Origin of the sequence: Streptomyces sp. NPDC051976 (assembly GCF_040680795.1) — a bacterium.
Lineage (GTDB): Bacteria > Actinomycetota > Actinomycetes > Streptomycetales > Streptomycetaceae > Actinacidiphila.
In genome coordinates this window covers 144,298-171,191 of the sequence record NZ_JBFAXL010000013.1, presented here as the reverse complement: position 1 = coordinate 171,191, position 26,894 = coordinate 144,298, and the positions used below count along the sequence as shown (strand labels likewise).

The 26,894-nt window shown below is 73.0% G+C and carries 22 protein-coding genes; 11 read left to right on the top strand and 11 right to left on the bottom strand.

Annotated features, from left to right (window positions below; genetic code table 11):
• Positions 1 to 102 precede the first annotated feature (102 nt).
• Both AB0M29_RS16630 and AB0M29_RS16625 read right to left on the bottom strand, forming a co-directional pair.
• Positions 103 to 1,317 carry an acyl-CoA dehydrogenase family protein gene (locus AB0M29_RS16630; protein ID WP_365383104.1) on the bottom strand — a complete coding sequence of 405 codons (1,215 nt, stop codon included), beginning with the start codon at positions 1,315 to 1,317 and terminating at the stop codon, positions 103 to 105.
• A 6-nt stretch (positions 1,318 to 1,323) separates the two neighbouring features.
• Positions 1,324 to 2,367: a phosphotransferase family protein gene (locus AB0M29_RS16625; RefSeq protein ID WP_365383102.1), complete on the bottom strand. Its 1,044-nt coding sequence runs from the start codon at positions 2,365 to 2,367 to the stop codon at positions 1,324 to 1,326.
• A gap of 155 nt (positions 2,368 to 2,522) precedes the next feature.
• Between AB0M29_RS16625 and AB0M29_RS16620 the strand changes: the two genes are divergently transcribed.
• Positions 2,523 to 3,830 carry a glucarate dehydratase family protein gene (locus AB0M29_RS16620; protein WP_365383100.1) on the top strand — a complete coding sequence of 436 codons (1,308 nt, stop codon included), beginning with the start codon at positions 2,523 to 2,525 and terminating at the stop codon, positions 3,828 to 3,830.
• Between the two features lie 118 nt (positions 3,831 to 3,948).
• Here AB0M29_RS16620 and AB0M29_RS16615 read toward each other — a convergent pair whose 3' ends face one another.
• Both AB0M29_RS16615 and AB0M29_RS16610 read right to left on the bottom strand, forming a co-directional pair.
• Positions 3,949 to 5,346 (bottom strand): gluconate:H+ symporter, encoded by a 1,398-nt coding sequence (locus AB0M29_RS16615; RefSeq protein ID WP_365383098.1) that lies wholly within the window; start codon positions 5,344 to 5,346, stop codon positions 3,949 to 3,951.
• A gap of 111 nt (positions 5,347 to 5,457) precedes the next feature.
• A complete protein-coding gene (locus AB0M29_RS16610; protein WP_365383097.1) occupies positions 5,458 to 5,970 on the bottom strand; it encodes a gluconokinase in 513 nt (170 codons plus the stop codon).
• A gap of 136 nt (positions 5,971 to 6,106) precedes the next feature.
• On the opposite strand from AB0M29_RS16610, the gene AB0M29_RS16605 reads away from it, so the two are divergent.
• Together AB0M29_RS16605 and AB0M29_RS16600 are read left to right on the top strand one after the other, a co-directional pair.
• A complete protein-coding gene (locus AB0M29_RS16605; protein WP_365383095.1) occupies positions 6,107 to 6,835 on the top strand; it encodes an FCD domain-containing protein in 729 nt (242 codons plus the stop codon).
• A gap of 105 nt (positions 6,836 to 6,940) precedes the next feature.
• Positions 6,941 to 7,846 carry a hypothetical protein gene (locus AB0M29_RS16600; protein ID WP_365383093.1) on the top strand — a complete coding sequence of 302 codons (906 nt, stop codon included), beginning with the start codon at positions 6,941 to 6,943 and terminating at the stop codon, positions 7,844 to 7,846.
• Positions 7,847 to 7,868: 22 nt separating this feature from the next.
• On the opposite strand, the gene AB0M29_RS16595 is transcribed toward AB0M29_RS16600, so the two are convergent.
• Positions 7,869 to 8,336, bottom strand: a complete 468-nt coding sequence (locus AB0M29_RS16595) for a MarR family transcriptional regulator (RefSeq protein WP_365383091.1) — start codon at positions 8,334 to 8,336, stop codon at positions 7,869 to 7,871.
• A 152-nt stretch (positions 8,337 to 8,488) separates the two neighbouring features.
• Between AB0M29_RS16595 and AB0M29_RS16590 the strand changes: the two genes are divergently transcribed.
• Complete coding sequence (locus AB0M29_RS16590; protein ID WP_365383090.1) at positions 8,489 to 10,030, top strand: MFS transporter; 1,542 nt, start codon at positions 8,489 to 8,491, stop codon at positions 10,028 to 10,030.
• Between the two features lie 133 nt (positions 10,031 to 10,163).
• Here the strand turns inward: AB0M29_RS16590 and AB0M29_RS16585 are convergent, their stop codons facing one another.
• Genes AB0M29_RS16585 through AB0M29_RS16570 form a run of 4 tightly spaced genes read right to left on the bottom strand, consistent with a single transcriptional unit; the run spans position 10,164 to position 12,181 of the window.
• The gene (locus tag AB0M29_RS16585; protein WP_365383088.1) at positions 10,164 to 10,520 is read right to left on the bottom strand and encodes a DUF202 domain-containing protein; all 357 of its coding nucleotides are present in this window, start codon (positions 10,518 to 10,520) and stop codon (positions 10,164 to 10,166) included.
• Positions 10,517 to 10,945, bottom strand: a complete 429-nt coding sequence (locus tag AB0M29_RS16580; protein ID WP_365383086.1) for a DUF202 domain-containing protein — start codon at positions 10,943 to 10,945, stop codon at positions 10,517 to 10,519. Before AB0M29_RS16580 ends, AB0M29_RS16585 begins: the two co-directional genes overlap by 4 nt.
• Positions 10,946 to 10,986: 41 nt before the next feature.
• The gene (locus AB0M29_RS16575; protein WP_365383085.1) at positions 10,987 to 11,121 is read right to left on the bottom strand and encodes a hypothetical protein; all 135 of its coding nucleotides are present in this window, start codon (positions 11,119 to 11,121) and stop codon (positions 10,987 to 10,989) included.
• Positions 11,108 to 12,181, bottom strand: a complete 1,074-nt coding sequence (locus tag AB0M29_RS16570; protein ID WP_365383083.1) for a hypothetical protein — start codon at positions 12,179 to 12,181, stop codon at positions 11,108 to 11,110. The genes AB0M29_RS16575 and AB0M29_RS16570 overlap by 14 nt, the downstream gene beginning before the upstream one ends.
• A 29-nt stretch (positions 12,182 to 12,210) precedes the next feature.
• On the opposite strand from AB0M29_RS16570, the gene AB0M29_RS16565 reads away from it, so the two are divergent.
• Positions 12,211 to 12,546 (top strand): hypothetical protein, encoded by a 336-nt coding sequence (locus AB0M29_RS16565; protein WP_365383081.1) that lies wholly within the window; start codon positions 12,211 to 12,213, stop codon positions 12,544 to 12,546.
• On the opposite strand, the gene AB0M29_RS16560 is transcribed toward AB0M29_RS16565, so the two are convergent.
• Both AB0M29_RS16560 and AB0M29_RS16555 read right to left on the bottom strand, forming a co-directional pair.
• On the bottom strand, positions 12,543 to 13,067 hold the full coding sequence (locus AB0M29_RS16560) for an NUDIX domain-containing protein (RefSeq protein WP_365383116.1): 525 nt from the start codon (positions 13,065 to 13,067) through the stop codon (positions 12,543 to 12,545). The two genes, AB0M29_RS16565 and AB0M29_RS16560, sit on opposite strands and share 4 nt — an antisense overlap.
• 88 nt (positions 13,068 to 13,155) lie before the next feature.
• Positions 13,156 to 14,076, bottom strand: coding sequence for a LysR family transcriptional regulator (locus AB0M29_RS16555; protein ID WP_365383079.1), 921 nt, complete (start codon positions 14,074 to 14,076; stop codon positions 13,156 to 13,158).
• Between the two features lie 101 nt (positions 14,077 to 14,177).
• Between AB0M29_RS16555 and AB0M29_RS16550 the strand changes: the two genes are divergently transcribed.
• The 6 genes from AB0M29_RS16550 to AB0M29_RS16525 all read left to right on the top strand — a co-directional run bounded on the left by AB0M29_RS16550 (position 14,178) and on the right by AB0M29_RS16525 (position 26,891).
• Positions 14,178 to 15,233, top strand: coding sequence for an NADP-dependent oxidoreductase (locus tag AB0M29_RS16550; RefSeq protein WP_365383077.1), 1,056 nt, complete (start codon positions 14,178 to 14,180; stop codon positions 15,231 to 15,233).
• Positions 15,234 to 15,245: 12 nt separating this feature from the next.
• Positions 15,246 to 17,075, top strand: coding sequence for an acyclic terpene utilization AtuA family protein (locus tag AB0M29_RS16545; protein WP_365383075.1), 1,830 nt, complete (start codon positions 15,246 to 15,248; stop codon positions 17,073 to 17,075).
• Between the two features lie 59 nt (positions 17,076 to 17,134).
• Entirely contained in the window at positions 17,135 to 18,103 is a 969-nt protein-coding gene (locus AB0M29_RS16540) for a pirin family protein (protein ID WP_365383073.1), read from the top strand.
• A 264-nt stretch (positions 18,104 to 18,367) separates the two neighbouring features.
• Positions 18,368 to 21,334 carry a vWA domain-containing protein gene (locus tag AB0M29_RS16535; protein ID WP_365383071.1) on the top strand — a complete coding sequence of 989 codons (2,967 nt, stop codon included), beginning with the start codon at positions 18,368 to 18,370 and terminating at the stop codon, positions 21,332 to 21,334.
• Positions 21,335 to 21,453: 119 nt separating this feature from the next.
• A complete protein-coding gene (locus tag AB0M29_RS16530; RefSeq protein WP_365383069.1) occupies positions 21,454 to 24,933 on the top strand; it encodes a WD40 repeat domain-containing protein in 3,480 nt (1,159 codons plus the stop codon).
• A 125-nt stretch (positions 24,934 to 25,058) separates the two neighbouring features.
• Positions 25,059 to 26,891: a glycoside hydrolase family 15 protein gene (locus AB0M29_RS16525; protein ID WP_365383068.1), complete on the top strand. Its 1,833-nt coding sequence runs from the start codon at positions 25,059 to 25,061 to the stop codon at positions 26,889 to 26,891.
• Positions 26,892 to 26,894 lie beyond the last annotated feature (3 nt).

The following is a 26,894-nucleotide window of genomic DNA, read 5'->3' as shown; positions in this document are numbered from 1 at the left end:
CGATCTGCCCCTCTGGGGCCGGTGGTGACCTGCAGCCAGGTCATGGGCTGGTCGCGCAGTTCCCCGCGCCCCTTCGGGGCGCGGGCACCTCGCCGCTGCGGGCTAGGCGTACTTGCGGAGTTCGCGGCGGGCCAGCGAACGTTTGTGGACCTCGTCCGGGCCGTCGGCCAAGCGCAGCGTCCGCGCGGCGGCGTAGAGGTGGGCGAGGGGGAAGTCCTGGCTGACTCCGGCGGCGCCGTGGACCTGGATGGCGCGGTCGATGATGCGCTGGACGGCGAGGGGGGTGGCGATCTTGATCGCCTGAATCTCGGTGTGGGCACCCTGGTTGCCGACGGTGTCCATGAGCCAGGCGGTCTTGAGGACGAGGAGGCGCAACTGCTCGATCTCGACGCGGGCTTCGGCGATCCACTCCTGGACGACGCCCTGGGCGGCGATCGGCTTGCCGAAGGCGACCCGGCCCGCCGCGCGGCGGCACATGAGTTCAAGGGCGCGCTCGGCCATGCCGATCAGCCGCATGCAGTGGTGGATGCGGCCGGGGCCGAGCCGGGCCTGGGCGATGGCGAAGCCGCCGCCCTCCTCGCCGACCAGGTTCTCCACGGGCACCCGGACGTCGTGGAAGACCACTTCGGCGTGGCCGCCGTGGTCGCCGTCGTCGAAGCCGAACACCCGCATGCCGCGGCGCACTTCGAGGCCGGGGGTGTCGCGCGGCACGAGGATCTGGCTCTGCTGCTGGTGCCGGTCGGCGTCGGGGTCGGTCTTGCCCATGACGATGAAGATCGCGCACTTGGGGTTCATCGCCCCGGAGATGTACCACTTGCGGCCGTTGATCACGTACGAGTCGCCGTCGCGGACGATCCGCGTCTCGATGTTGGTGGCGTCCGAGGAGGCGACGTCCGGCTCCGTCATGGCGAAGGCGGACCTGATCTCCCCGGCGAGCAGCGGCTCCAGCCACTCCTTGCGCTGGGCGGCGGTGCCGAACTCGCTGAGCACCTCCATGTTCCCGGTGTCGGGCGCGGCGCAGTTGAGCGCGGGCGGGGCGAGATGCGGGCTGCGGCCGGTGAGTTCGGCCAGCGGCGCGTACTGGAGGTTGGTCAGCCCCGCGCCGTGCTCGCCGGGCAGGAAGAGGTTCCACAGGCCGCGCCGCCTGGCCTCGGCCTTGAGGTCCTCCACGACCGGCGGCGCGGACCAGACCGCGTCACCGGTGGCCTGCTCGCGCTGTTCGGCGAAGACCGGCTCCGCCGGGTACACGTGCTCGTCGAGGAAGGCGAGCAGTTCGGCCCGCAGTTCCTCCGTACGGCTGTCGAAGGCGAAATCCATGGGTGCTCAGCCTTCCTGCTGGTGGGGCCGGTGCTGGAGGGTGTGCCGGCCGCGCTCGATGAAGACCGGGACGACGGCGCCGATCCGGTCGAAGCCCGCGCCGAGCGTCTGCCCGAGGGTGAAGCGGTAATGGATGCCCTCGAGGATCACGGCGAGCTTGAAGTAGGCGAAGGCGGTGTACCAGTCGATCGCGGACACGTCGCGGCCGGAGCGCTCCGCGTACCGCCTGACCACCTCGGCGGTCGACGGGTGTCCGGGGGCGCCGCCGGTGGTGGGCGCGGGGAGGTCGGGGATGAGCTGCTGCTCGCCGTACATCACCAGCAGGCCCAGGTCGGTGAGCGGGTCGCCGAGGGTGGACATCTCCCAGTCGAGTACGGCGGTGAGCCGGTCGTCGTCGCCGATGAGGACGTTGTCCAGCCGGTAGTCGCCGTGCACGATCGCCGGCGTGCCGGAGGCGGGCAGCGTGGCGCCGAGGGCGGCGTGCAATTCGTCGATACCGGGCAGCTCGCGGCTGCGCGAGGCGTCGAGTTGCTTGCCCCAGCGGCGCAACTGCCGCTCCAGGAAGCCCTCGGGGCGCCCGAAGTCGGCGAGGCCGACCGCGGCGGGGTCCACCGCGTGCAGGTCCACCAGGGTGTCGACGACGGCGAGCGCGACCGCACGGGTGCGCTCAGGACCCAGCTCCCTGAGCTGCCCCTCGGAGCGGTACGGGGTGCCCGCCACGAAGTCCATCACGTAGAAGGGGGCGCCGATCACCTCCGGGTCCTCGCACAGCAGCACGGTGGCGGGCACCGGTACGGGGGTGGGGGCGAGCGCGCTGATCACCCGGTGCTCGCGGGTCATGTCGTGGGCGGTGGCCAGCACATGGCCCAGCGGCGGTCTGCGCACCACCCACTCGGTGTCGCCGTCGGTGACCCAGTACGTGAGATTGGACCGGCCGCCCTCGATCAGCTTGGCCCGCAGGGCGCCGCCCACCAGCCCCGGGCGCTCCCGGTCGAGATGGGCGCGCAGCCGGGCCAGGTCGAGACCCGGGGGGTTGTCCGTGTCGCTCATGCCTTCTCCTCGTGACCGTCGTGGCTGGAGAAATCGTACCGACCAGTCGGTATGTAGTCCAGCGCCCCGCCGATCCCGCGTGCCGTGGCGGCCGCGTTGACTGGCCGGGGGCGGCGCGCCTACGCTCTGGACTTATGGGTGAACGTAATTCACATATGCAGACGGCTTCTCGCTTCGGAGCGCTCACGATCGCCGAGGTGCGGCTGACCCCCATCCTCATCGCCGATCCGCCGCTGCTCAACACCCAGGGTGTCCACCAGCCCTACACTCCGCGGCTCATCATCGAGGTCGTCACGGGCGACGGGACCACCGGGGTCGGTGAGACCTATGGTGACACCCGCTATCTCGAACTGGCCCGGCCGCTGGCCGCCGCCCTGCCCGGTCACGGCGTCAGCGACCTGAACGGGCTGTTCACCCTCGCCGAGCGGGTCTGCGGCGATCCCGCCGAGGTGTCCGACTCCGTGGACGTCGGCGGGCTGCGCGGCGTTCAGACCGCCGACAAGCTGCGGCTGTCGATCATCTCCGGCTTCGAGGTGGCCTGCCTCGACGCGCTCGGCAAGGTGCAGGGACTGCCCGTGCACGCACTGCTCGGCGGCAAGGTGCGCGACGCGGTCGACTACAGCGCCTACCTCTTCTACCGGCTCGCCGCCCACCCCGACGGCCAGGACGAGTCCGACGACTGGGGCGCCGCGCTCGACCCCGCGGGCGTGGTCGCGCAGGCCCGCCGCTTCGCCGACACCTACGGCTTCGGCTCCTTCAAGCTCAAGGGCGGTGTCTTCCCGCCCGACGAGGAGATCGCCGCCGTCCGCGCGCTCGCCGAGGCGTTCCCCGGGCAGCCGCTGCGCCTGGACCCCAACGGCGCCTGGTCGGTGGAGACCTCGCTGTACGTGGCCCGGGAGCTGGGCGACGTCCTGGAGTACCTGGAGGACCCGGCCAGTACGACGGAGCGGATGGCCGAGGTCGCGGCGGGCACCGAGGTGCCGCTGGCCACCAACATGTGCGTGACCACCTTCCCGGAGATCGAGGAGGCGTTCACCCGTAAGGCCGTCCAGGTGGTGCTCTCCGACCACCACTACTGGGGCGGACTGCGCAACACCCGCGAACTCGCCGCGATCTGCCGCACCTTCGGCGTCGGCCTGTCCATGCACTCCAACACCCACCTGGGCATCAGTCTGGCCGCCATGACCCATGTCGCGGCCACCGTGCCCAACCTGGACTACGCCTGCGACTCCCACTACCCGTGGCAGACCGAGGACGTCATCACCCGGCGGCATGAATTCACCGACGGCCGGCTCACCGTCTCCGACCTGCCGGGCCTCGGCGTCGCACTCGACCAGGACGCCCTGAAGGCGCTGCACCAGCGCTGGGTGGACGACGACGGCTCGATGCGCGACCGCGACGACGCCGCCGCGATGCGCAAGGCCGACCCGGACTGGAAGACGCCGTCGGTGCCGCGCTGGTGAGCCGCTGACGCGCCAACGCGAGCGGGGCGGACCGGTGGTGAGCACCCCCGGTCCGCCCCGCGTCGTCGTAGGCGCCCGCGTCACCACATCGGTGACAGGTCACCACACCAGGGACAGGTCACAGCACCAGCGACAGCAGCAGGACGAAACCGAGCGCGACCACCGAGATCACGGTCTCCATCGCGGACCAGGTCTTGAGGGTCTGCGGGATGTCCATCCCGAAGTACTCCTTGACCAGCCAGAATCCGGCGTCGTTGACGTGCGAGAAGAATAGCGAGCCCGCGCCCACGGCGAGCACCAGCAGTGCCGTGTGGGTGGTGGACATGTGCGCGGCCAGGGGGGCCACCAGGCCCGCGGCCGAGATGGTGGCGACCGTCGCCGAACCCGTGGCGACGCGGATCAGCACCGCGATCAGCCAGGCGAGCAGCAGGGGTGAGATGTGCCAGCTCTGCGACCGGTCCAGGATCATGGTGCCGACGCCGCAGTCGATCAGGGTCTGCTTGAAGCCGCCGCCCGCGCCCACGATCAGCAGAATGCCCGCGATCGGCGCCAGCGACCTGTCGACGGTCGCGGAGATCCGCTCCTTGGTGAAGCCCGCGGCCCTGCCGAGGGTGAACATCGCGAGCACCACGGCGGCGAGCAGCGCCACCAGCGGCGTTCCGACGACGTCGAAGATCCGGTACGTCAGGCTGCCCTGGTCGTCGACCGTGACGTCCACCAGCGCCTTGGCCAGCATCAGGACCACCGGCAGCAGCATCGTGCAGACCGTGGCGGCGAAGCTCGGCTGCCGCTCCAGCTCGTCCGACGGCCGGGCCGGGGTCATCCGCTCCGGCGGGGTCACGTCCACCCAGCGGGAGGCGACCCGCCCGAAGAGCGGCCCGGCTATCGCGAGGGTGGGCAGCGCCACCAGGACGCCGAGCGCCAGCGTGGTGCCCATGTCCGCGTGGACGGCGTCGATCGCGGCGAGCGGACCGGGGTGCGGCGGGACCAGACCGTGCATCACGGACAGACCCGCCAGCGCGGGTATGCCGAGCCGGATCAGCGACTGGCCGCTGCGCCGGGCCACCAGCAGGACCACCGGAATCAGCATCACGATGCCGATCTCGAAGAACAGCGGCAGGCCGACGAGCCCGGCGATGAGCGCCATGGCCCACGGCAGCCGCTTCTCGCTGGTACGGGCCAGGATCGTGTCGACGATCCGGTCCGCGCCGCCGGAGTCGGCGAGCAGCTTGCCGAGGATCGCGCCGAGCGCGATCAGCGTGCCGACGCCGGCCACCGTGGTGCCGAGGCCGGTGGTGAAGCTGGTGACGGTCTTGGCGAGCGGCGCTCCGGCGACCGCTCCGAGCACACCGGAGCCGATGGTCAGGGCGAGGAACGCGTGCATCTTCCAGCGGGTGATCAGCAGGACGATGACGGCGATCCCGGCGACCGCCGCAAGGGCGAGCCGGGCGTCGCCCGCGGTGGTGATGGGCGGCGGCGTGGCGGCGGCCAGCAGCTCGACGCTGAGTGCGGACACAGAGGACTCCTGGAGAGCGGGCGGAAACGCGCGCGCAGGGGGAAGCGCGCACGGAAGGAGAGGTGGGGACAGCGGGGTGACGAGGAAGAGGGGAGAAGCGGGGACGGACGGTCAGCGGGGGAGTACGGCGAAGGCGTGCTCGGCGGTCTGCTGCGGGCCGCCGTCGATCGCCACCACGGCCCCCGCCTCGTCGGCGCCGAGCGGTTCGAGCGCCTCGAACTGGGAGCGCAGCAGGCCGGGCGGCATGAAGTGCTGCATACGCGCGGCCAGCCGCGCCTCGATCAGCTCCGGGGAGCCGTCGAGGTGGAGGAAGAAGAGGTCGGGCGCGTCGGCACGCAGCCGGTCCCGGTAGCGGCGGCGCAGCGCCGAGCAGCTCACCACCCCGCCCCTGCCGCCGCGCTCCGCGATCCACGCCGCGATCGCGTCCAGCCAAGGGGCGCGGTCGGTGTCGTCGAGCGGGTGGCCGGCGGACATCTTGGCGATGTTCGCGGCCGGGTGGAAGTCGTCCGCCTCCGCGTAGGGCACGCCGAGGCGCGCCGCCAGCAGGCCGCCGACCGTCGACTTGCCCGAGCCCGAGACCCCCATGACCACGATCACCGGGCGAGAGGCGGGTGCGGTCGTCATGTGCGGGTACCTCCACGGGTGGGCGGCCGGGGCGCGGCCGACGGGGTGTGGCGACCACTAAACGCCTTAGGTACTACTTATTCAAGTGACTGTGATGCAAAAGTCATATGACTGTGCCGCGGCTTAAGCTGTCGTCATGCCTCAGCAGGGAATCCCGCGCGACGAGCGGGACGACGCGGGCGGCCTGCACGCCCGTGTGCTCGCCGAACTCGGCCCCGCCATCGCCTCCGGCGCGCACCCGCCCGGCACGGTGCTGCGCATCGACGAGCTGGAGTCCCGCTACGGCGTCTCGCGCACCGTCGTGCGCGAGGCCGTCCGGGTGCTGGAGGCGATGCATCTGGTCGAGTCCCGGCGCCGGGTCGGTATCACCGTGCGCAGGACCGAGGAGTGGAACGTCTTCGACCCGGCGGTCATCCGCTGGCGGCTCGCGGGCGCCGACCGGTCCCGCCAGCTGCGGTCGCTGACGATGCTGCGTACCGCCGTCGAACCCGTCGCGGCGGGGCTGGCCGCCGACGCCGCCACCCCCGAGCAGTGCCGCGAACTCACCGTGCTCGCCGCTGACATGGCCGCCGCGGGCCGCGCCGCGGACCTCGACGCGTACCTGGTGCACGACGTGGCCTTCCACCGTGTCGTGCTCTCCGCCTCGGGCAACGAGATGTTCGCCCGGCTCGGCGACGTCGTCGCCGAGGTACTCACGGGCCGCACCGAGCACCACGTCATGTTCACCGCGCCCGACCCCGCCGCCGTCACCCTCCATGTCCGAGTGGCCGAGGCCGTCCGCGCCCGCGACGCCCGGGCGGCCGAGGACCTGATGCGCGAGATCTGCGTCGGCGCGCTGCGCGAACTCGACATCCTGGCCCCGTAACCGCCGCCTCGCAGTCTGCGTGGAAGCGGGGCGGCGGAGCGGCGGGGCGGCTGGGCGGCGGAAATTGCGGTGACGCCGCCGCTCCCGGGTGCTGCACTGGTGGGCGTGAGCCAGCACCCCTCGGCGTCCCCGCCCCCGCAGCCGTACCGCTGGACGCTGTCCTCGCACGCGGGCGGCGCCCCTGCGCGGCTCGGCGGTCTCGCGGACGGCACGGGCCCCGCGCGGCTGTGGTACCTGGAGGAGCTGACGGAGTGCACGGCCAAGGTGCTGGCCCGGTCGCGCGCCGCCGACCTGTGCTTCGTGGGGCGTTCGCTGGACAGCGTGTACGACCTGCTCATCGGCGCCTTCGAGGGCGTCCCGCGGGCGAGCGGCCTGGTCCGGCTGCCGGTGAGCGTCCGCGGCCGGGACCGGTGGGTGGGAGCGCGCCGCCGCAGGCTCCGCGAGCATCTGGCCGCCGCGGGCCTCGAACCGTACGCGCTGGCCCGGCGCGGGCGCCCGCTGGCGCTGGTCGACGTGGTGTCCAGCGGCTCCACCTTCGACACCCTCCACGGCGAGCTGGCCGCGTGGATCGAGGAGAGCCGCGAGCCGTGGGCGGTGATCCGCCGCAAGCTGCGCTATGTGGGCGTCACCGTGCGGGGCAGCACCAGCCCGAACCACTGGCGCTGGCAGCAGTCGCCCGATTCGGCCCGCTGGGTGCGTACGCTGCCCGCCGGGCATGTGGTGAACGTGTCGCTGCACTGGCGGGTCTGGTCCTGGCTGGGCAACGACCAGCCGAAGGTGCACGGCTCTTTCCCGGCGGTGCGGTGGTTCGACGAGGACGCCGCCACGCCCTGGCACCACCACCAACTCCCCGAGGCGCTCGCGGAGTCGCTCGCCCTGGTCGAGGCGGGCCGCGGCCGGGCCGTACGGGACGCGCTGGTGAGGGGGATCGCCCTCGAGCCGGGCTTCGCCGACCGTGACGTACGCGCCCTGGCCTCGGCGCTACGCGGGCGGGCGGTCCGGGCGCGCTGACGCGTCGGGGAGACGGGCCCGCTCAGACGTCGAGCGCGGGCCGCATCCGCTCCACGAGGCGGTAGAGCGCGGCCCGCTCCTCGTCGTCGAGCGCGCTCAGCGCGCTGTGCATCACGTGCATGTCGGCCCGCACCCGGCGGATCGTCTCCTTGCCCTCCGGGGTGGCGATCACGCGCTTGACGCGGCGGTCGTGCGGGTCGGCCTCGCGCCGGGCGAGGCCCTGCGCCTCCAGCCGGTCCACGATCCCCGTGACGTTGGATGCGTCACATCCCAGGAGTGCCGCCAGCTCCCGCATCGGCAGCGGCCGGACGAGCTGGCCGAGCAGCTTCGCCTGCATCGAGGTGAGTCCCTGGTGCGCGGCGGCGGCCGCGAAATCCCGCCACTGGGCACCGGCGATGACCGCCAGCGACTCCAGCAGGTCGTTCCTGCTGGGTACGTGCGGGGGCGCGGCGGCGGGGGGCTGCGCTGACGAGGCGGCCGGTGCGGTCATGCCGCCATGGTAACCGCAGAAGGTTCAGGTCATCAATCATTCACTTGACTACCTTAACTATTGAGGTCTACCGTCTCTTTCGCTGGATTGCTTGCCAACCTCAAGCATCCAGGACATGAAACATCCGCAGCGCAGCGAAGGACCCCTCAGTCATGAGCAGCACCACAACAGCCACCGCGGAGCGGGGCCGGAGCCGGGCGGCCACCGTCTTCGCCCTGAGCCTGGCCGCGATGGTCGTGTCGATGATGCAGACGCTGGTCGTGCCGATCCTCGGCCTGATCCAGTCGAGCCTGCACACCACCGCGGCCAACGCGAGCTGGGTGACCACCGCGACCCTGCTCTCCGCCGCCGTCTTCACCCCGGTGCTCGGCCGCTTCGGCGACCAGCACGGCAAGAAGCAGACCCTCGTCGGCGTGCTCTTCGTACTGATCGCGGGCACGCTGCTGGCCGCCACCACGCACTCGCTGCTCTGGCTGATCGTCGGACGCGTGCTGCAGGGCGCCGCGACCGCGATCTTCCCGCTCGCGCTGTCGATCCTGCGCGAGGAGATCGAGCCCAAGAAGCTGCCCGGCGCCATGGCCATGGCCAGCGGTGCCTTCGCCTTCGGCAGCGGTATCGCGCTGGTCGCCACCGGTCTGCTCACCTCCGGCTCGCACCCCGACTACCGCAGCGCCTTCTGGCTGGCCACCGCGATGGCCGTGCTGGTGCTGGTCGCCGTCGTCACCCTGGTCCCCGCCACCCGGCACAAGACCGGCGGACGGACCGACGTCCTCGGCACCCTGACGCTCGCCGTCACCCTCGTCCTGCTCCTGCTGCCGATCACCCAGGGCCACGAGTGGGGCTGGACCTCGCCGCGGGAGATCGGCTGCTTCGTCGGCGCCGCCGTCATGGCCGCGGTCTGGGTGCTGGTCGAGCGCAGGGTGAGCGAACCGCTGGTCGACATGCGGATGTTCGCCCACCGCCCGGTGCTCTTCGCCAACCTCGCCGGGCTGCTGGTCGGCTTCGGGGTCTTCGTGCTCTTCATCGGCGTCTCCTACCTGGCCCAGATGCCGTCCAAGCTGGTCGGGTACGGCTTCGACGCCAGCGTGCTGCGTGCCTCCGTCGAGTACCTGCTGCCCAGCACCCTGGTCTCGCTGTTCGCCGCGCCGGTCGGCGGCCAGCTCGTGCGGCGGCACGGCCCGCGTGTCGTCCTGGTCCTCGCCTCGCTGGCCGGTGCGATCGGCTTCGCCTGGATCGTCGCCGACCACAGCCACAGCGTCTCCGTGATCGGCGCCGGCGCCTTCGTCGGCATCGCGATCGCCTTCGGCTACTCGGCCATGCCCGCGGTCATCGTCGGCAGCGTCCCGCACCACGAGACCGGTATCGCCAACGGCATCAACTCCATCTCCCGCTCCACCGGTAGCGCCATCGGCAGCGCGGTGGTCACCACCGTCCTGGCCTCCAAGACGGTGCCCCACCTCCCCCCGGGCGTCCCGGCCCTCCCCGCCGAGTCCCAGTTCACCCTGAGCTTCGCCATCGGCGGCGCCGCCCTCGCCCTCGTCTCCGTCGTCGCCCTCGCCGGACTCCGCCACATCCGCCTCGCCGCCCACCACACCCAGCCCGTCGCCTCCCACGTGACGGTGCCCGAGGCGACCAATGAGGACATGGTGGCGGCCGAGGACGAGGCCGCCGCGGCGGCGAAGTCCGGCGCCTGACGCGCCGGTGCCCGATCCCCGCGGGCCGCACGTGCCCGAGGAACCGACCGGGCCCAGCCGGTGAGAGCCACGTCAGGCCGTACGACCACCCGCCAGTGGCCGTACGGCCTGACGTTCCGCGTGGGGGAGCGGCTCACCACACCAGCGCGGTGCCGAACAGGGCCAGCGCCACTGTGCAGCCCGCCAGCGCCGCGGCGGCCCTCGCGGACATCAGGGGGGGCCGCGGGGTGCGGCCGAGCTGCACTATGCGCCGGTGGGCCAAGCGCAGGAAGGCCAGGAACGCGAGGGCGGCCAGGCACACCGCCAGTACTGACACCGCGCGGCCACCGCTGTGCAGCGCCTGCCGCCCGGCGAGTACCGCGGTCACCGCGCAGGACAGCGTCGTACGCCGCCACGCCAGCCGCGTCCGCTCGGGCTGCAACCCGGGATCGCGGTCGTCCTCGTCGTCGGGGCCGTTCTCCGGCGTCGCCCCCGCGGCAGCGGGTGTCATCCGGCCCAGCCGAAGAGGACCACGCAGACCATGGCCACCGCGATGACGGCGACCATGACGGCGAGGACGGCGGGGAAGCGGGAGACGGGGAGGTTGGCGCCGCGGCGCATCGCCTGCTCGCAGCGGACCCAGTGGTTGACGGCGCGGAGGGTGCAGGCGACGCCGCCGGCGAGGAGGGCGAGGGCGAGGGTGACGCGGACCCAGTGGGTCAGGTGGTCGGTGAGGAACTGGTCGACGGCGAAACCGCCGCCGATCAGGGCGAGCGCGGTGCGGATCCAGGCCAGGAAGGTCCGCTCGTTGGCGAGCGAGAAGCGGTAGTCGGGGGTCGCGCCCTCGTCCTGGACCCGCGCGGGGGCGAACCACAGCCGGACCGCGTCCCGTACGGCACGCAGCCTGGTCGGCAGTTCCTGGGCGAATACGCTCACCCCGCAACCCTAACCACGGCGCCCGGCGGGGGCGCGGGCAGTCACTTGCGGCGGGAGACCGCCGCGATGATCAGGGCCAGCACCGCCGCGAGCAGCAGCACACCCACCACGGTGATCACCACATGGTGGTTCGAGCCGCCGCTGTCCGGCGGCGGGGCGACGTCAGCGAGCAGCATCGGGTGACTTCTTCCTCTCGGTGGCCCCGGCCCCGGACCGGCTCGCGCCGCCGAGTCCCAGGACGAGCATCAGCAGGACGGGGAACTCCAGATAGGCGTGGTAGCTGGCGACCGCCGCGTACAGCGACCTGCCCTGCGTGTAGTCGCTGACGAAGAGCACGGACAGCGCCGCCGCCCCGCCCAGGCCCAGCGCCCACGCGCGCCAGCCGCGCAGGCCCGGCGCGCGCCGCTCGAACGCCTCGGTGGCGTCCGGCGCGTACCGCGGCATGAACCACACCCACACCACGTAGTGCATGGTCTGCAGGAACGCGAAGACCGCGACGAAGCGCAGCCCGGCCGAGGTGTGCTGCCAGGCGGGCGGCGTGTACGACAGCGCCAGCCGGTCGGTCCAGCCCGAGCCCGCGCCCATCCACCCGTCGAACGCCCCGGCGAGCAGCAGCGCCGGGATCACCAGCACCCAGCCGAACTGCACCGCGCGGAACGCCGCCCGCCCGTGCGGCATCCCGCGCGACCACTCCCACAGGAAGAGCAGCGGCACCACGTTGTGCAGATGCGCGAGCACCACGAAGTGGTAGGCGGGGAACGACAGCGACGCCGTCGCGGCACCGGCCAGTAGCACCAAGGCCGCGGCGAGCGGCAGCCACCGGCCGCGCAGCGCGTGCACACAGGCCGCGGCGAGCAGCCCGTACGCCAGCAGGATCTCCGCGTCGTGGCTGCCCGTGGAGGGCGGGAACAGACGGCACACGACGATCCCGGTGATCAGCACGGCCAGCAGCCGCAGGAAGGGGCCGTGCAGCACACCCTCGAACCGGCCGGTCACGTACCGCAGTTCGAGGACGTTGTGCAGGATGCCGAAGACGGCGAGGCCCACCACGGCGGTGCCCGCGGGCAGCCGCAGCGACACGGCGAGCGCCACCGCCGCCGCGAGGACGAACCCCGCGATCGGCACCGAGCGCCCGGCGCGCCCGCCCGCCCCCGGCAGCGTCAGCCCGCCGAACGCGGACCCGCTCCTCGTACCGACGGCCCCGCCCGCCCCGGCAGCACTCGTCGCACTGGTCATCGATCCCTCCCCCGTGGCACGATCCGCCCGTGCCGTACCCGCTCGCCCTCGCGCTGACCCTGCTGGTCGAGGTGCCCTGCTACGTCGCGGCGATCACCGTAGCGTCCCCGGCCGGGGCACGTCGTACGGCGATCGCCGCCGTCATGGTCAACTGTGTGACGCACCCGCCCCTGTGGTGGTTCCTGCGGCACGCCCACGGCGCCGCCTACTGGCCCGCCTTCGCCGTCGCGGAGAGCGTGGTCTGCCTCGTCGAGGCCCTGCTGCTGGCACGCCTGCTGCGGCTGCGCGGCGCCGTCCCCTACGCGGCCTCGGTCGCCGCGAACGCCGCCTCGGTGCTCGCCGGCTTCCTGCTGCTGGGCGGCTAGGGCGTGTTCGCGCCGCGTCCGGCCCGCCACTCCAGGAGCCGCCGGTAGCCCTCCAGGCCGTCCGGCACCCACTCCCACTCGGTGAGCCGGGCGGTCAGCTCCTCCTCGGTGAGGAACGCGTGCCAGGCGACCTCCGACTCCTGCGGGGAGACCGGCAGTTCGCAGCGGACCTGGTAGACCGCCGACCACCAGGTGCGGGGGCCGTCCTCGTAGAGGAAGGTGAACAGCCGCTCCGGGCGCGGCAGTCCGCTCACCCCCAGTTCCTCCTCGGCCTCGCGCAGCGCGGCCTCGTCGTATGTCTCGCCCGCGCCGACGACACCGCCGACGAACATGTCGTACAGGGAGGGAAAGACCAGCTTGGCCGCGGTCCGCCGGTGCACGAAGATCCGGTCCTCGGCGTCACGGGCCAGGATGAAGGCGCAGCGGTGCCGCAACCCCTTCGCGTACGCCTCGCCGCGCGGCGCCCGGCCGATGACCCGGTCCTGCTCGTCGACGATGTCGAGAATCTCGTCCGCGGACATACCGGACAGTCCGGCCTCCTGCGGCTCGTCGGACGCGGCGGGGTCGGGCGGGCGGTTCATCCGGTCCTCCTGCGGCTCATACGGCGATTCAACCACCGGCCACCGACAGCCGGTACGCGCCCGTGCCGGCGCCGAGCACCGCGGGAGCGGTCGAGCGCAGCGCGCGGATCAGGGCGCGGACGGCGAGGGTGCGGGCGAGCTCGGGGGTGGTGACGTAGCCGATCCGCCGGGTCGGGCGGGCGGGGCCCAGATCGGTGACGGCGACCGCCGCGGGCGCGTCGAGCAGCGCCATGTGCGGCATGATCGCCATACCGAGGCCGCGCGCCACCATCGAGAGCACCACGCTGTCGTCCCCCGCGTCGACGGTCGCCGCCGGGATCCAGTCCTGCTCCGCCCACCAACGGCGGGTGTACGACGAGCAGTTCTCCGTCCAGTCGACCAGCGGCAGCGACCGCGGGTCGGTACTGCCCACCGGGTGCACCAGTGAGTACGGCTCCTCGAAGAGCGCCGCCACCACCAGCCCCGCCGGGTCGGCGCCCGCCGCGTCCAGGGTGGCGATCCCGAGGTCGGCCCGGCCGTCGGCCACCTCGCCCGCCGTGCCGCGGCCGACGTCCGGCACGATCCGCACCTCGGGGGTCAGCAGCGGGTGGTCGGCGGCGAGCCGGGCCAGCGCGGCGGGCAGCAGGTGCGCGGCGGCGCTGCGGAAGGCGGCGATCCGCACCCGGCCCGACGCCTGACCGCTCGCGGCGCCCCGGGCCTCGTCGCCCAGCGTCTCCAGCAGTCGCAGCACGCGCCGCGCCTGGGTGGCGGCCCGCTCGCCCGCCGCGGTCGGCCGCGCCCCGTGCCGCCCGCGGTCGAACAGCACCACGCCGGTCTTCCGCTCGCAGGACCTGATCGCGTGGCTGACGGCGGACTGCGTCAGCCCCAGTACGGCCGCGGCCGCGGTGAAGCTCCGCTCGCTCTCCACGGCGACGAGAACGCGCAGCTCATGTGCGGCAAGGTCGGTCATCGCCGCAACCTACCGCCTTCCATGAGCAGCATTCATGGAAGCCGCCCATCCATCGACGGCGGCCACTGCACCCGGCGCGCGGCGCTGCCTACGGTGCCCGTATGACCACCTCACGGACCACCTCACAGACCACTTCACTGACCACGCCACGGACCCCTTCACGCGCCCTCACCGTCCACCAGATCGCCCGGCCCGACGGGATGCCCACCCCGGCCGACTTCGCGTTCGTCGAGAGCCCGGTCCCCGTGCCGGGCCCCGGCACCGCCCTGGTGGAGAACATCCATCTGTCCGTCGACCCGTACATGCGCGAGGCGATGGACGGCGACTGGGCGCTGCACACCCCGCTGGAGGGCCGCTCCATCGGCCGCGTCACGGCCTCCCGCACCCCCGGGCTCGCGGTCGGCGACCTGGTCTTCCACCGCCACGCCTGGCGCACCCACGCCCTGGTCACCCCCGCCGACGTACGCCTGCTGCGGCCGGTCGAGGGCGTGCCGCTGCGCACCTGGCTCAGCGTGCTGGGCGGCACCGGGCTGACCGCGTACGTCGGGCTGACCAGGACGGCCCGGCTCCAGCCCGGTGAGTCGGTCTTCGTCTCCGCCGCGGCGGGCGGCGTCGGCACCGCGGTGGGCCAGTTCGCCCGGCTGCTCGGCGCCGGGCAGGTCATCGGCAGCACCGGAACGGCCGCGAAGGCCGCCCACCTGGTCAGGGACATCGGCTTCGACGCGGCCTTCGACTACCACGACGCGCCGCTCGGCGAGCAGCTCGCCAAGGCCGCGCCCGACGGCGTCGACGTCGGCTTCGAGAACGTCGGCGGCGACCACCTCGAAGGGCTGATCGCCAACATGCGCCCGCACGGCAGGATCGCCTGGTGCGGCGCCGTGGCCCAGTACAACGGCGGCGCGGCGCCCGCCGCCCCGCGCAACCTCTACGACCTGGTCCACAGGTCCGTCCGGCTGGAGGGATTCCTGGTCCGCGACCACCGTGACGTGCAGCGCGAGCTGGAGGACTTCGCCGTCCCGCACCTGCGCTCGGGGCGGCTGGTGCCCGACGAGACGGTCGTCGAGGGCATCGGCAACGTGGTCGACGCCTTCCTCGCGGTCTTGCGCGGCGGGAACACCGGCAAGATGATCGTTCAGGTCGGTGACGCGGGGGAGTGACAGGAGAGTGGCATGACGGCACGCCAGGAGCCCCTGCGGATCGCGAACTGCTCCGGTTACTACGGCGACCGGCTCTCGGCCGCCCGCGAGATGGTCGAGGGCGGTCCGATCGATGTCCTCACCGGCGACTACCTGGCCGAGCTGACCATGCTGCTGCTGTGGAAGGCCAGACAGCGCGACCCCGACGGCGGCTACGCGGTCTCCTTCCTCGCCCAGATGCGCGACGTGCTCGGCATCTGCCTGGAGCGCGGCATCAAGATCGTGGTCAACGCGGGCGGCCTCAACCCGGCGGGCCTGGCCGCCAAGCTCGGCGAGCTCGCCGCGCTCGGCGGCCTCACCCCGGCCATCGCCCATGTCGAGGGCGACGACCTGCTCGCCCGGCTGCCCGAACTCCAGTCCCGCGGCCACGACTTCGCACACCTGGCCACCGGCCACCCGCTGGCCGGGTCCGGTGTGGAGCCGGTCACCGCCAACGCCTACCTCGGCGGCTGGGGCATCACCCAGGCGCTGCGCGGCGGCGCCGACGTGGTGATCTGCGGCCGGGTCACCGACGCCTCCCTGGTCGTCGGCCCCGCCGCCTGGGCCTTCGACTGGGCGCTCGACGACTGGGACCGGCTGGCCGGCGCCGTCACCGCCGGGCACATCATCGAGTGCGGCACCCAGGCCACCGGCGGCAACTACTCCTTCTTCACCGAGATCCCCGACCCGGTCCACCCGGGCTTCCCGATCGCCGAGATCCACCCCGACGGCTCCAGCGTCATCACCAAGCACCCCGGCACCGGCGGCGCGGTCACCGTCGGCACCGTCACCGCCCAACTGCTGTACGAGATCGGCGCGCCCGCCTACCCCAACACCGACGTGGTGGCCCGCTTCGACACCGTACGACTCGGCCAGCAGGGCCCCGACCGCGTCTCGGTCGGCCCGGTCACCGGCGAGCCCGCGCCCAGCACCCTCAAGGTCTGCCTCAACCACCGCGGCGGCTACCGCAACTCCGCCACCTTCGTGCTGACCGGCCTCGACCTCGACGCCAAGGCGGACTTCGCCGAGGCCACCCTGCGCGACGCCACCGGCGGACCCGCCCGCTTCACCGCCTACGACCTGCGCCGCGAACACGGCGGCGAGGCCGACCGGCTCACCCTCACCGTCAAGGACGCCGACCCGGACACCGTCGGCCGCGGCTTCTTCACCGCCGTCGCGGGCTCGGCCCTGGCCGGCTACCCCGGCCTGTACCTGGAACACGCCTCCCCCCGGCCGACCGAGTACGGCGTCTACTGGCCCGCGCTCGTGGCCGCCGACGAGGTCATGGCGATCACCGTCCTCCCCGACGGCACCCGGCTGCCCGTACCGCGCCCCGTCGTCACCGGGCCGCCCACCCGGTCCCCGCTGGACGACGCGGTGCAGCCCGCCGTCCTCTCCCCGGCCGCCGGGCCCGCGCCCAAACCGCGCCGTGAGTCGTACGAGCCCTTCGGCCGGACCGTACGGCTGCCGCTGGGCACGCTGATCGGGGCGCGCTCCGGCGACAAGGGCGGCGACGCCAACGTCGGGCTGTGGGCGCCCGACGACGAGTCCTTCGAGTGGCTGCGCTCCTACCTGGACGTGCCGCGGCTGCGGGCACTGCTGCCCGAGGCGGCCCAACTTCCGGTCAGCCGCTACGAACTGCCGAATCTGCTGGCCGTCAACTTCGTGGTCCACGGCCTGCTCGGCGACGGCGTGGCGGCCTCCACCCGCGCCGATCCGCAGGCCAAGGCGCTGGGGGAGCGGCTGCGGGGCTGTCTGGCCGACGTCCCCGAGAAGCTGGTGGACATCCCCGAGGCCCAGTACCCGCCGCTGCCCAGGCGATGAGCGGCGACCACGCCGAAACGTTCTCGCCCGGGGCGGCGGGACCGGGGCATGATCGGTCCATGAGCAACCTCGATGTGAAGCCCGCGGCCACCGTCTGCGGCGGGCGCGACGACGTCTCGGCCGCCCCGGTGCGCGAACTCCTCACCGGCCGGGAGGTGCCGCTCGGCGAGAGCACCGTCGTCCGGCGGCTGCTGCCCAACCTGGGCCGCCGGATGGTCGGCGCCTGGTGCTTCATCGACCACTACGGCCCCGACGACATCGCGAGCGAGCCCGGTATGCAGGTGCCGCCGCACCCGCACATGGGCCTGCAGACGGTCAGCTGGCTGCACGACGGCGAGGTGCTGCACCGCGACAGCCTCGGCAGCCTGCAGACGGTGCGGCCGCGCGAACTGGGCCTGATGACCTCGGGGCGGGCCATCGCGCACTCCGAGGAGTCGCCCCGCGACCACGCCCGCTACCTGCACGGCGCCCAGCTCTGGGTGGCCCTGCCCGACGCCCACCGGCACACCGCGCCCGCCTTCGAACACCACCCCGTGCTCCCCGAGATCACCGGCGGCGGCGGTCTGCACGCCACCGTCATCCTCGGCGAGATCGACGGCGCCGCCTCACCCGGCACCATCCACACCCCCCTGGTCGGCGCCGACCTCACCCTCGCCGCGGGCACCGACGCCCGCCTCCCCCTGGTCCCCGACTTCGAGTACGCCGTCCTCACCATGTCCGGCGAGGCCGAGGCCGACGGCGTCCGCCTCGCCCCCGGCTCCCTCCTCTACCTCGGCTGCGGCCGCCGCGAACTCCCGCTGCGCGCCGACGTCGACAGCTCCCTGATGCTCCTGGGCGGCGAGCCCTTCGAGGAACGCATCATCATGTGGTGGAACTTCGTCGCCCGCACCAGCGACGAGATCACCACCGCCCGCACCGACTGGACCACCGGCTCCCGCTTCGGCGACGTCCACGGCTACGCCGGCCCCCGCCTCTCCGCCCCCGCCCTCCCGCCGGGGCCACTGAAGCCCCGGGGCCGGGAGCGCTGAACTCGGCGTTCCCGGGGCGCCGTGTTCCCGGGTCGTCCCCCTGGCGTACGACGGCCTCGTAGACGATGTGACTACCTGGGGTGATTCGCCCATGCCCGGCGCGGTGCGTCCGTATTGTCGACGCTCGCGAGGTATCGCCGTCCGCGACCGGTAACTGCCGCGGACGACAGGGGAATTCGGCCACGGACGCCAGGGGGGCGGCCCATGCGGGGAGACGAACGGACCATCAAGGGAACAAGGGCGGAGAGACGGGGAGCCGGGCCCTTGGGAGCGGCCGGGCGCGGCAGGGTCGTCGGGGCGCTGGCCGCGCTGGCGTTACTGCTGACGGCCCTCACCGTGCCCGCCTGGGTGTACGCGCCGAAGGCCGACGCCTTCGGCACGATCAACACCCTGGGGCAGCACGCGGAACACGAGCAGATCACCCGGGCCGCGCTCGCCTGCGGTGCGGGCAAGAAGTCGGACGGCTCCTGCTTCGAGCCCAGCTCACTGGGGCAACTGGCGGGCCACTTCGGTACGTTCGGCGCCGTCGGTGCGCCTGACTTCGACGAGATGAAGGTCGCGGCGGCGCACTGCGACAGCGGTGACTTCCTCGACGCCCCCGGGTACCCGACGGGCCACGACCGGGCGTACCGCGACGCGGCGATCAACGGCTGCATCGGCCACGCCCGCGACCGTTACAACCAGGGCATCACCGCCGCCGACCAACTCCTCGACAGCGGCGACGTGCTGCGCGGGGACCAGGTCGACATCAACCTGGGCTGCTCCTTCAACACCGACGGCTCCGGCTCCCGGCACAACGCCAAGTGCGACGTCATCGAGGACTTCGGACGGGCCCTGCACACCGTGCAGGACTTCTACTCGCACAGCAACTACGTCGACCACTCGGACCCCGGCGAGCCGATCGGGCCCACCAATCCGCCCGGTCTGGGCCTGTCGGCGCCCAGCGAACTGATGAACCTGTCCGACGCCGGACCCAAGACGTTCCCGCCGAACCTCACCACCGGCTACTACGACAGCTACTTCACCGACTTCTGCACGCCGTTCAACACGCTGGTGCGGCACGCCTGCCTGAACAAGGACGAGGCGGTCATCGACGTGAACACCGGCGTCGACCCGCCGACCTGGTCGGTCTTCCTCGGGGAGGACAACGAGGAGACCACCCACCGCGGCGAGATCCTCGACAACGAGAAGCGGGCCGTGGACGCCGCCGTCGTCGAGACCCGCCAGCAGTGGGCCGACTTCCGGCAGAGCCTGAGCACGAAGTACGGCGCCGACCGCGCCCACAAGATGATCCTCGCCATCACCCAGGACGTGCCCAAGGTCGACCTGGTCTTCGCGATCGACACCACCGGCAGCATGTCCCCGTACATCAACACGGTGGTCGCCAACGCCGACGCCCTGCTCGACGACCTGTCGGCCGGCGGCAGCCTGCCCTTCGTCCGGCTCACCGACTACCGGGTGGGCGTCGTCGACTACAAGGACGTCGACTCGCCCGATCCGGATTCCTGTCCACCGGATCCCTATGACGCGACCACCGACCTGGCCTTCAGCGACTCGCACAGCGACATCGTCGACGCGCTGGACACGCTGCCCGGCAAGGTCGGCGGCGGCTGCGACATCCCCGAGGACATGCTGTCCGGCATCAAGCGGGCGGTGGACTTCCCGTGGCGCAACGGCGGCAGCAAGTCGATCATCGTGATGGCCGACGCGCCCGGCCACGACCCCGAGACGCACAGCGGCCTGACCATGCAGTCGGTGATCGACGCGGCCAACGCCGTGGACCCGGCGTCCGTCTACCCGATCCTCGTCGGCGGCGACCCGGCCGCCACGGCGTTCGAGACGGCGCTCGCCAAGGGCACCGGCGGCAAGGTCTTCGACAGCGCCACCGCCGGTGGCGTCGCCCAGGCGCTGGTCGACGCGATCACCGCCATCGCGGCCGCGCCGCCCACCGGCGATGTCGCCGCGCCGACGGTGAAGGTGAACCTGCCGACCGGGCCGGACGCCCAGGGCGGCGTGTTCAACGCCTCGCAGGCGCCGGTCACCGGAACGGTCACCGCCACCGACGACTCCGGTGTCGCCGCGCTGGACTGCACCGACAACGGCGGCGGTCTCACGCTCGGCCCGCTCACCCACGACGCGTCCGGCAACGCCGGCCGCACCCTGACCGTGACCGGTGACGGCGAGCACGAGATCCTCTGCCAGGCCACCGACGCCTCGCCCGCCGCCAACACCGGTGTCGGGGAGGGCTCACAACCGGTCGGGGCGGTCGTCGTCGACGCCACCGCGCCGACGGTGACCTGCCCGGCGAGCCCGGCGCTCATCCAGCCCGCCGACAACCGGATGGTGCCCGTCACCACGAACGTCACCGTCGCCGACGCCGCTTCCGGCCCGGCAGGCTTCACCCTGACCTCCGTCACGGGCGGATCCGCCGGTGACGTCCAGGACTTCGACACCGGTACGGCCGACACCTCCGGTGAGCTGCGGGCCGTGCCTTCGGCGCACTACACGCTCACCTACCAGGGCAAGGACGTCGTCGGCAACACCGCGACCTGCGCCACCACGGTCACGGTCGCGGCCGCCGGCGGCGGCACCGTCGGCGTCGACACGACGGTCAGCGCGGTCGAGAAGAAGTCCGCGAGCCCGCTGGTCTCGCCGAAACTGACCACCGGGCACAGCGGCGAACTGCTGCTCGCGTACGTCAGCGCCGACGGCCCCGCCGCCGGCACCCAGCAGGTCACCCGGGTCACCGGCGGCGGACTGACCTGGACCCGGGCCGCCCGGAGCAACCCCAAGGGCATCGGCACCGCCGAGGTCTGGCAGGCGTACGCCACCGGGCAGGTGACCTCCGCGGCCGTCGCCGCGTCGCTGGCCCAGCGCGGCTACGACGGGGCGATCACCGTGGTCGCCTACACCGGCGCGGCCACCACGGTCGGCGCCACCGCACAGGGCTCCGGCCGCGGCGGCACCCCCGCGGCGACCGTCACCACCACCGTCCCCGGCGCGCTCGTCCAGGCGGCCGGCCACGACTGGAGCCGCGCCCTGCGCCTGACACCGAGGTCCGGGCAGCTGATTCCCGTGCAGTACGCCGACACCCGGGTCGCCGACACCTACTGGGTCCAGCGGGCCGGTCCGGTGGCCACGGCGGGCACGCACGTCACGATCGGCCTCGCCGGTCCGCTTCCCGACCGCTGGGCACTGGCGGCCGTGGAGGTGAGGCCCGCCCTGTCCTGACCCTCCCGCACCCCTCCGATCCCGGTCCCGCGTGGCGCCCGTTCCCCCTCACGCCGCGCGGGGCCGGCTCCACCCGAGCCGGGGCGTGGCCGGCGGACGGCCGGATAGGTTGTCGGTCCATGGATCGACGTCCGCTCAAGCTGGTGGCCGATGTACTGCTCATGCTGGTCGGCACCCTGCTGGGCATCGCCACCAACTACGCGACCGGGCAGACCGGCCATGTCCCGTTGCCGCTGCGGCTGTTACGGGACTGGTCGGTGCCGCTGATCGGCATCGCGCTGGTGCTGCTCGTCGCAGGCCAGGTCGCGTTGCACTACCTCGACCGGCCGGCACCGCCGCGCCGGGAGTGGGACCGGGAGCAGCCGCCGTACCCGGGGCTGGAAGCCTTCACCGAGGAGGACGCGGCCGTCTTCTTCGGGCGGGACCGGGAGATCGCCGAACTGGTCGCGAGGCTACACCCGGCGGCGCCGGGACGGGCGCAGCGGTTCGTCGCCGTGGTCGGGCCGTCGGGCAGCGGCAAGTCGTCGCTCGTGCGCGCCGGGCTGCTGCCGGCGCTGGCCCGGCGCCGGGGACGCTGGACGGTCGCGGCACCGTTCTCGCCCGGCGCGGACCCGGTCGGCACCCTGCGGCAGCGGCTGTCCCAACTGCCCGGCGAACGACCGGCGTTGCTGGTGATCGACCAGTTGGAGGAGGTCCTCACCCAGTGCGGCCGCGAGGAACGCGACGCGTTCCTGACCGCCGTGGGCGACGCCCTGCGCGGTGACCCGCGGTTGTGGGTGGTGGCCACCGTACGCTCGGACTTTCTCACCGGGTTCCTGGAGTCCGGCTTCGCCGAACTGGTGCGCGAGCCCGCCCTCGTCGGCGCACTCGGCCGGGACGCGCTGCACGAGGTCATCGAAAAGCCCGCCGAGCAGGCCGGGTTGACCTTCGCGCCCGGCGTCGTGGCCCGCATGATCGACGACTGCGGCGGAGGCGACGCGCTGCCGCTGCTCGCCTACACCCTCCAGGAGCTGTACCGGCGCGCCGGAGGGGCCGGTGGGACCGTGAACGAGGCGGCCTACCGCGCACTCGGCGGCGTCGCCGGAGCCCTGTCCGAGCAGGCCGACCGGATCACCGCCGAACTCGGCGAGGCACCCGTTGTCGAGACACTGCTGCGGTTCGTCACCGTCGACCGCAACGACGCCACCCGCCGCCGGGTCCGCCGCGCCGAACTCACCGCGGGGGAGCGGGAGATCGCCGACGCCTTCGTCGCCGGACGCCTGCTCACCAGTGACGGGGACGAGCTGGACGTGGCCCACGAAGCGCTGTTCCGTCAGTGGGCGCCGCTGCGCCAGGCGGTCGAGGCACGTGCCGAGGAGTTGCGCCGCCGCACCGAGGTCGAGCGCTGGGCCCAGGACTGGGACCGGGCGGGTCGCCGGGACGGATACCTCCTCACCGGGGAGCGGCTGTCCGTCGCGCGGCGGTGGATGGCGCACTCCGCGCGGGCGCTCGGCACGACGCCCCTGGTCGACGAGTTCACCGCCCGGTCGCTGCGCGCGGACCGGGTCACCATGGAGCGCGTCGCGGACGCGGCGGCCGTCCGGGCGCTCGAACGCCTGGACCGGGAGCCGGAAGCCGCGGTGCTCGCCGCCCTCGCGGCGGTCGAGGAGTGCGCGGCCACCACCGGCGCGGTGCAGGCGCTGCACACGGCCCTGGGCGCGGCGCGGCTGCGAGCGGTGCTGCGGGACGTCGAAGGCGGTGCGTCCGGGGTGGCCTGGTCGCCGGACGGACGGCGGGTGGCCGTGTCGGGTGACGACGGCACCGTCCGGGTGTGGCAGCCGGACCGCGACGCCCGGCCGGTCGTGCTCGCGGCGGACGGCGCCGCGATGCAGGGGGTGGCCTGGTCCCCGGACGGACGCACGCTCGCGGCAGCCTGCCGGGACGGTACGGTCCGCGTCTGGTCCACCGGCGCCTGGGCCGAGTTGGCCGTACTCCACCACGCCGCGGCGACCGGCGACCGCGAGGACGGCGTCGGCGGCGTGGCCTGGTCGCCCGACGGCGGTCACCTGGCGTCGGGCGGCAGCGACAGCGCCGTGCGGATCTGGGACGCCGGCAGCTACGCCGCGGGCCCGGTGCTGCGCGGGCACCTGGGCATGGTCTGGAGCGTGTCCTGGTCCCCTGACGGCACCCAGGTGGCCGGCGCCGGAGAGGACGGCACGGTCCGCGTCTGGGCCGTGCCGACCGGAGCCGTCTTCATCGCGCTCACCGGCCACCCGGGCAACGTCGAGTCGGTCCAGTGGTCCCCGGACGGCCACCGGCTGGCCGCGTCCTGGGGCGACGGGACCGTACACGTCCATGACACCCGCACCTGGGAGGTGGTGTGGGAACGGAGTGCGGAGGTCATCAACTCCCTGGCGTGGTCCCCGGACGGCACACGCCTCGCCGGTGGCGACGCGGACCGTACGGCCCATGTGTGGAACCTCTCCGGCACCGGAGGCGGGATCCGGCTCACCGGCCATGCCGACACGATCTACGGCATCGCCTGGTCCCCGGACGGACAGCGGGTGGCGACGGCCTCGCGCGACCGTACGGTGGCGGTCTGGGACGTCACCGAGCCCAGTCACGTCCTCGCCGAGTACGACGACGCCGTCCTCCGCGTCGCCTGGTCGCCCGACGGGACCCGTACGGCGGCCGCTTCCCAGGACGGCTCCGTGCGCATCCGCGACGTCGCCACCGGCCGCACGACCGGCGGTTGGCCCGCCGACGGGGTGACCGACGTGGCGTGGTCGCCCGGCGGCGCCCGCCTGGTCATCGCCCTGCGCGACGGGTCCGCCGTGGTGCGGCGAGTCGACGGCGGAGACAGCGGCGACGGCGGAGACAGCGGCGGCGGCGACGGCGTCCTCCGGCTGGCCGGGCACACGGACGAGCTCTCCCACGTCTCGTGGTCCCCCGACGGCACCCGCATAGCCACCGGCTCCCGCGACGGGACGGCCCGCGTCTGGGACGCCGTCACCGGTGCGACCGTCCACCACCTCACGGGTGGCCACCAGGACTGGGTCGCCGGTACCGCCTGGTCACCGGACGGCCGCCACCTGGCCACGTCCGGCACCGACCGCACCGCCGTCGTCTGGGACACCGCCGACGGCACCGCCGTCACCACCCTGCGCGGGCATCTGGACTACGTGTGGAAGGTCCACTGGTCTCCCGACGGCCGGCGCCTCGCCACCTGCTCCCGCGACCGCACGATCCGCCTGTGGAACCCCTTCGAGGGCACTGAACTCGCCCTCCTGGCAGGCCACGAGGACCGGGTCCAGAACCTGGCCTGGTCGCCCGACGGGACCCGTATCGCATCGGTGTCCCGGGACCGCACGGTCCGGCTCTGGGATCCGGACACCGCCGCCCAGGTGGCCGTGCTCGGCGTCCACGCCGACGGGGTGAACGGCCTCGCCTGGCACCCGGACGGCAGCCGCCTGGCCACCGCCTCCCACGACCGGACCGTACGCCTGTGGACACCGGCCGATCACGACGTCGACGGGCTGCTCAGGCGCGCCCGCCAAGGAGTCCTCCGGGAGCTCACCGCCCAGGAGCGCCGCACCTTCCTGCTCCCGGACAGGCGCTGAACGCGCCGAGGCGAAGACCCGCCGCACGGCTGCCCTCGCTGTCCGCGGCGGAGGCGATCTACCATGAAGGGCAAGGCCCTCTTCAGCCCCGCACCTGTCCCCAGGGACACGGTAGGGAGGCTCGCATGGAGTTCGGGAACGGAGCCGGGCGGGTTGACGGCTCGCGCTATCTGCCGATCTCCGAGCACGGCCTGATCGGTGACCTGCGCACCGCCGCACTCGTCGGGGCGAACGGCACCATCGACTGGTACTGCTGCCCGCGCTTCGACTCACCGAGCGTGTTCGCCTCGCTGCTCGACGCCGACAAGGGCGGATCCTTCGAGCTGTCCGCCGACGTACCGGCGCGGACCCGCCAGTTCTACTTTCCCGACACCAATGTGCTGATCACCCGCTTCTACGCCGCCGACGGTGTGGCGGAGATCCAGGACTTCATGCCGGTCGCCGAGGGGACGTCCGAGGCGGCCAGGCACCGGCTGATCCGGCGGGTGGTGTGCGTGCGGGGGACGCTGCCGTTCGCGGCGCGGATAGCTCCGCGCTTCGGCTACGGTGCCGAGGCGCACACCGTGAGCATGCGGGACCACGAGGCCGTCTTCGAGTCCCCGTCGCTCTCCCTGGCGCTGACCTCCACCGCACCGCTCGAGTGCGACGGCACCGACGTGTGGTCGCGCTTCAAGCTCCTCGAAGGCGAGTCCATGGTCTTCGCCCTCGACCACCTCACCGAGGGCGCCCGCCCGCGGGGCTGCCCCCACGCCGAGGCACGGGAGCAGGCCGAGGCGACGGTCAGGTTCTGGCGCGACTGGCTGGGCCAGTCGCGCTACCGCGGCCGGTGGCGGGAGATGGTGCACCGCTCCGCGCTGCTGCTGAAGCTGCTCACCTACGGGCCGACCGGTGCGATCGTGGCCGCGCCGACGACCAGCCTGCCCGAACTGGTCGGTGGCGGGCGCAACTGGGACTACCGCTACGTCTGGGTCCGCGACGCCGCCTTCTGCGTCTACGCCATGCTCCGCCTGGGCTTCACCTCGGAGGCCGAGGCGTTCATGAACTTCATCTCCCAGCGGGGGATCATGCGCTGCGGCGGCCCGACCGGACCGCTGCAGATCATGTACGGCATCGACGGCCGCGTCGACCTGCCCGAGTACGAGCTGCCGCACTTCGAGGGCTATCTGGGGTCCGCCCCGGTCCGGGTCGGGAACGCCGCAACCAAGCAGCTCCAACTGGACATCTACGGGGCACTGGTCGACTCCGTCTACCTGTACGACAAGTGGGGGCAGCCCATCAGCAGCGACCACTGGGACGAGGTCAACGCCGTGGTGGACTGGGTCTGCGACCACTGGGACCAGCCGGACGAGGGCGTCTGGGAGACCCGGGGCGGCCGGCGGAACTTCGTCTACTCGCGGCTGATGTGCTGGGTGGCGATCGAACGGGCCATCAGGATGGCCAACCGGCGCGGCCTGCCCGCCGATCTTCCCCGCTGGCAGCGGAGCCGGGACGCGATCTACCGGCAGATCATGCGCGAGGGCTGGTCGCAGGAGCGCGGGGCGTTCGCCCAGGGGCTGGGCGACCATGTACTGGACGCCTCCGTGCTGATGATGCCGATGGCCAAGTTCATCTCGCCCACCGACCCCAAGTGGCTGGCGACCCTGGACGCGCTGAGCGCGGACCTGGTCTCCGACTCGCTGGTCTACCGCTACGACCCGGAGACCAGCCCGGACGGCCTGCGGGGTTCCGAGGGCACGTTCTCGATCTGCTCCTTCTGGTACGTCGAGGCGCTCACCCGTGCCGGACGCCTGGAGGAGGCCCGGCTGGCCTTCGAGAAGATGCTCACCTACGCCAACCACCTCGGCCTCTACTCCGAGGAGATCGGCCGCACCGGCGAACAACTCGGCAACTTCCCCCAGGCGTTCACCCACCTCTCGCTGATCAGCGCCGCCTTCAACCTCGACCGCGCCCTGGGCTGAGAA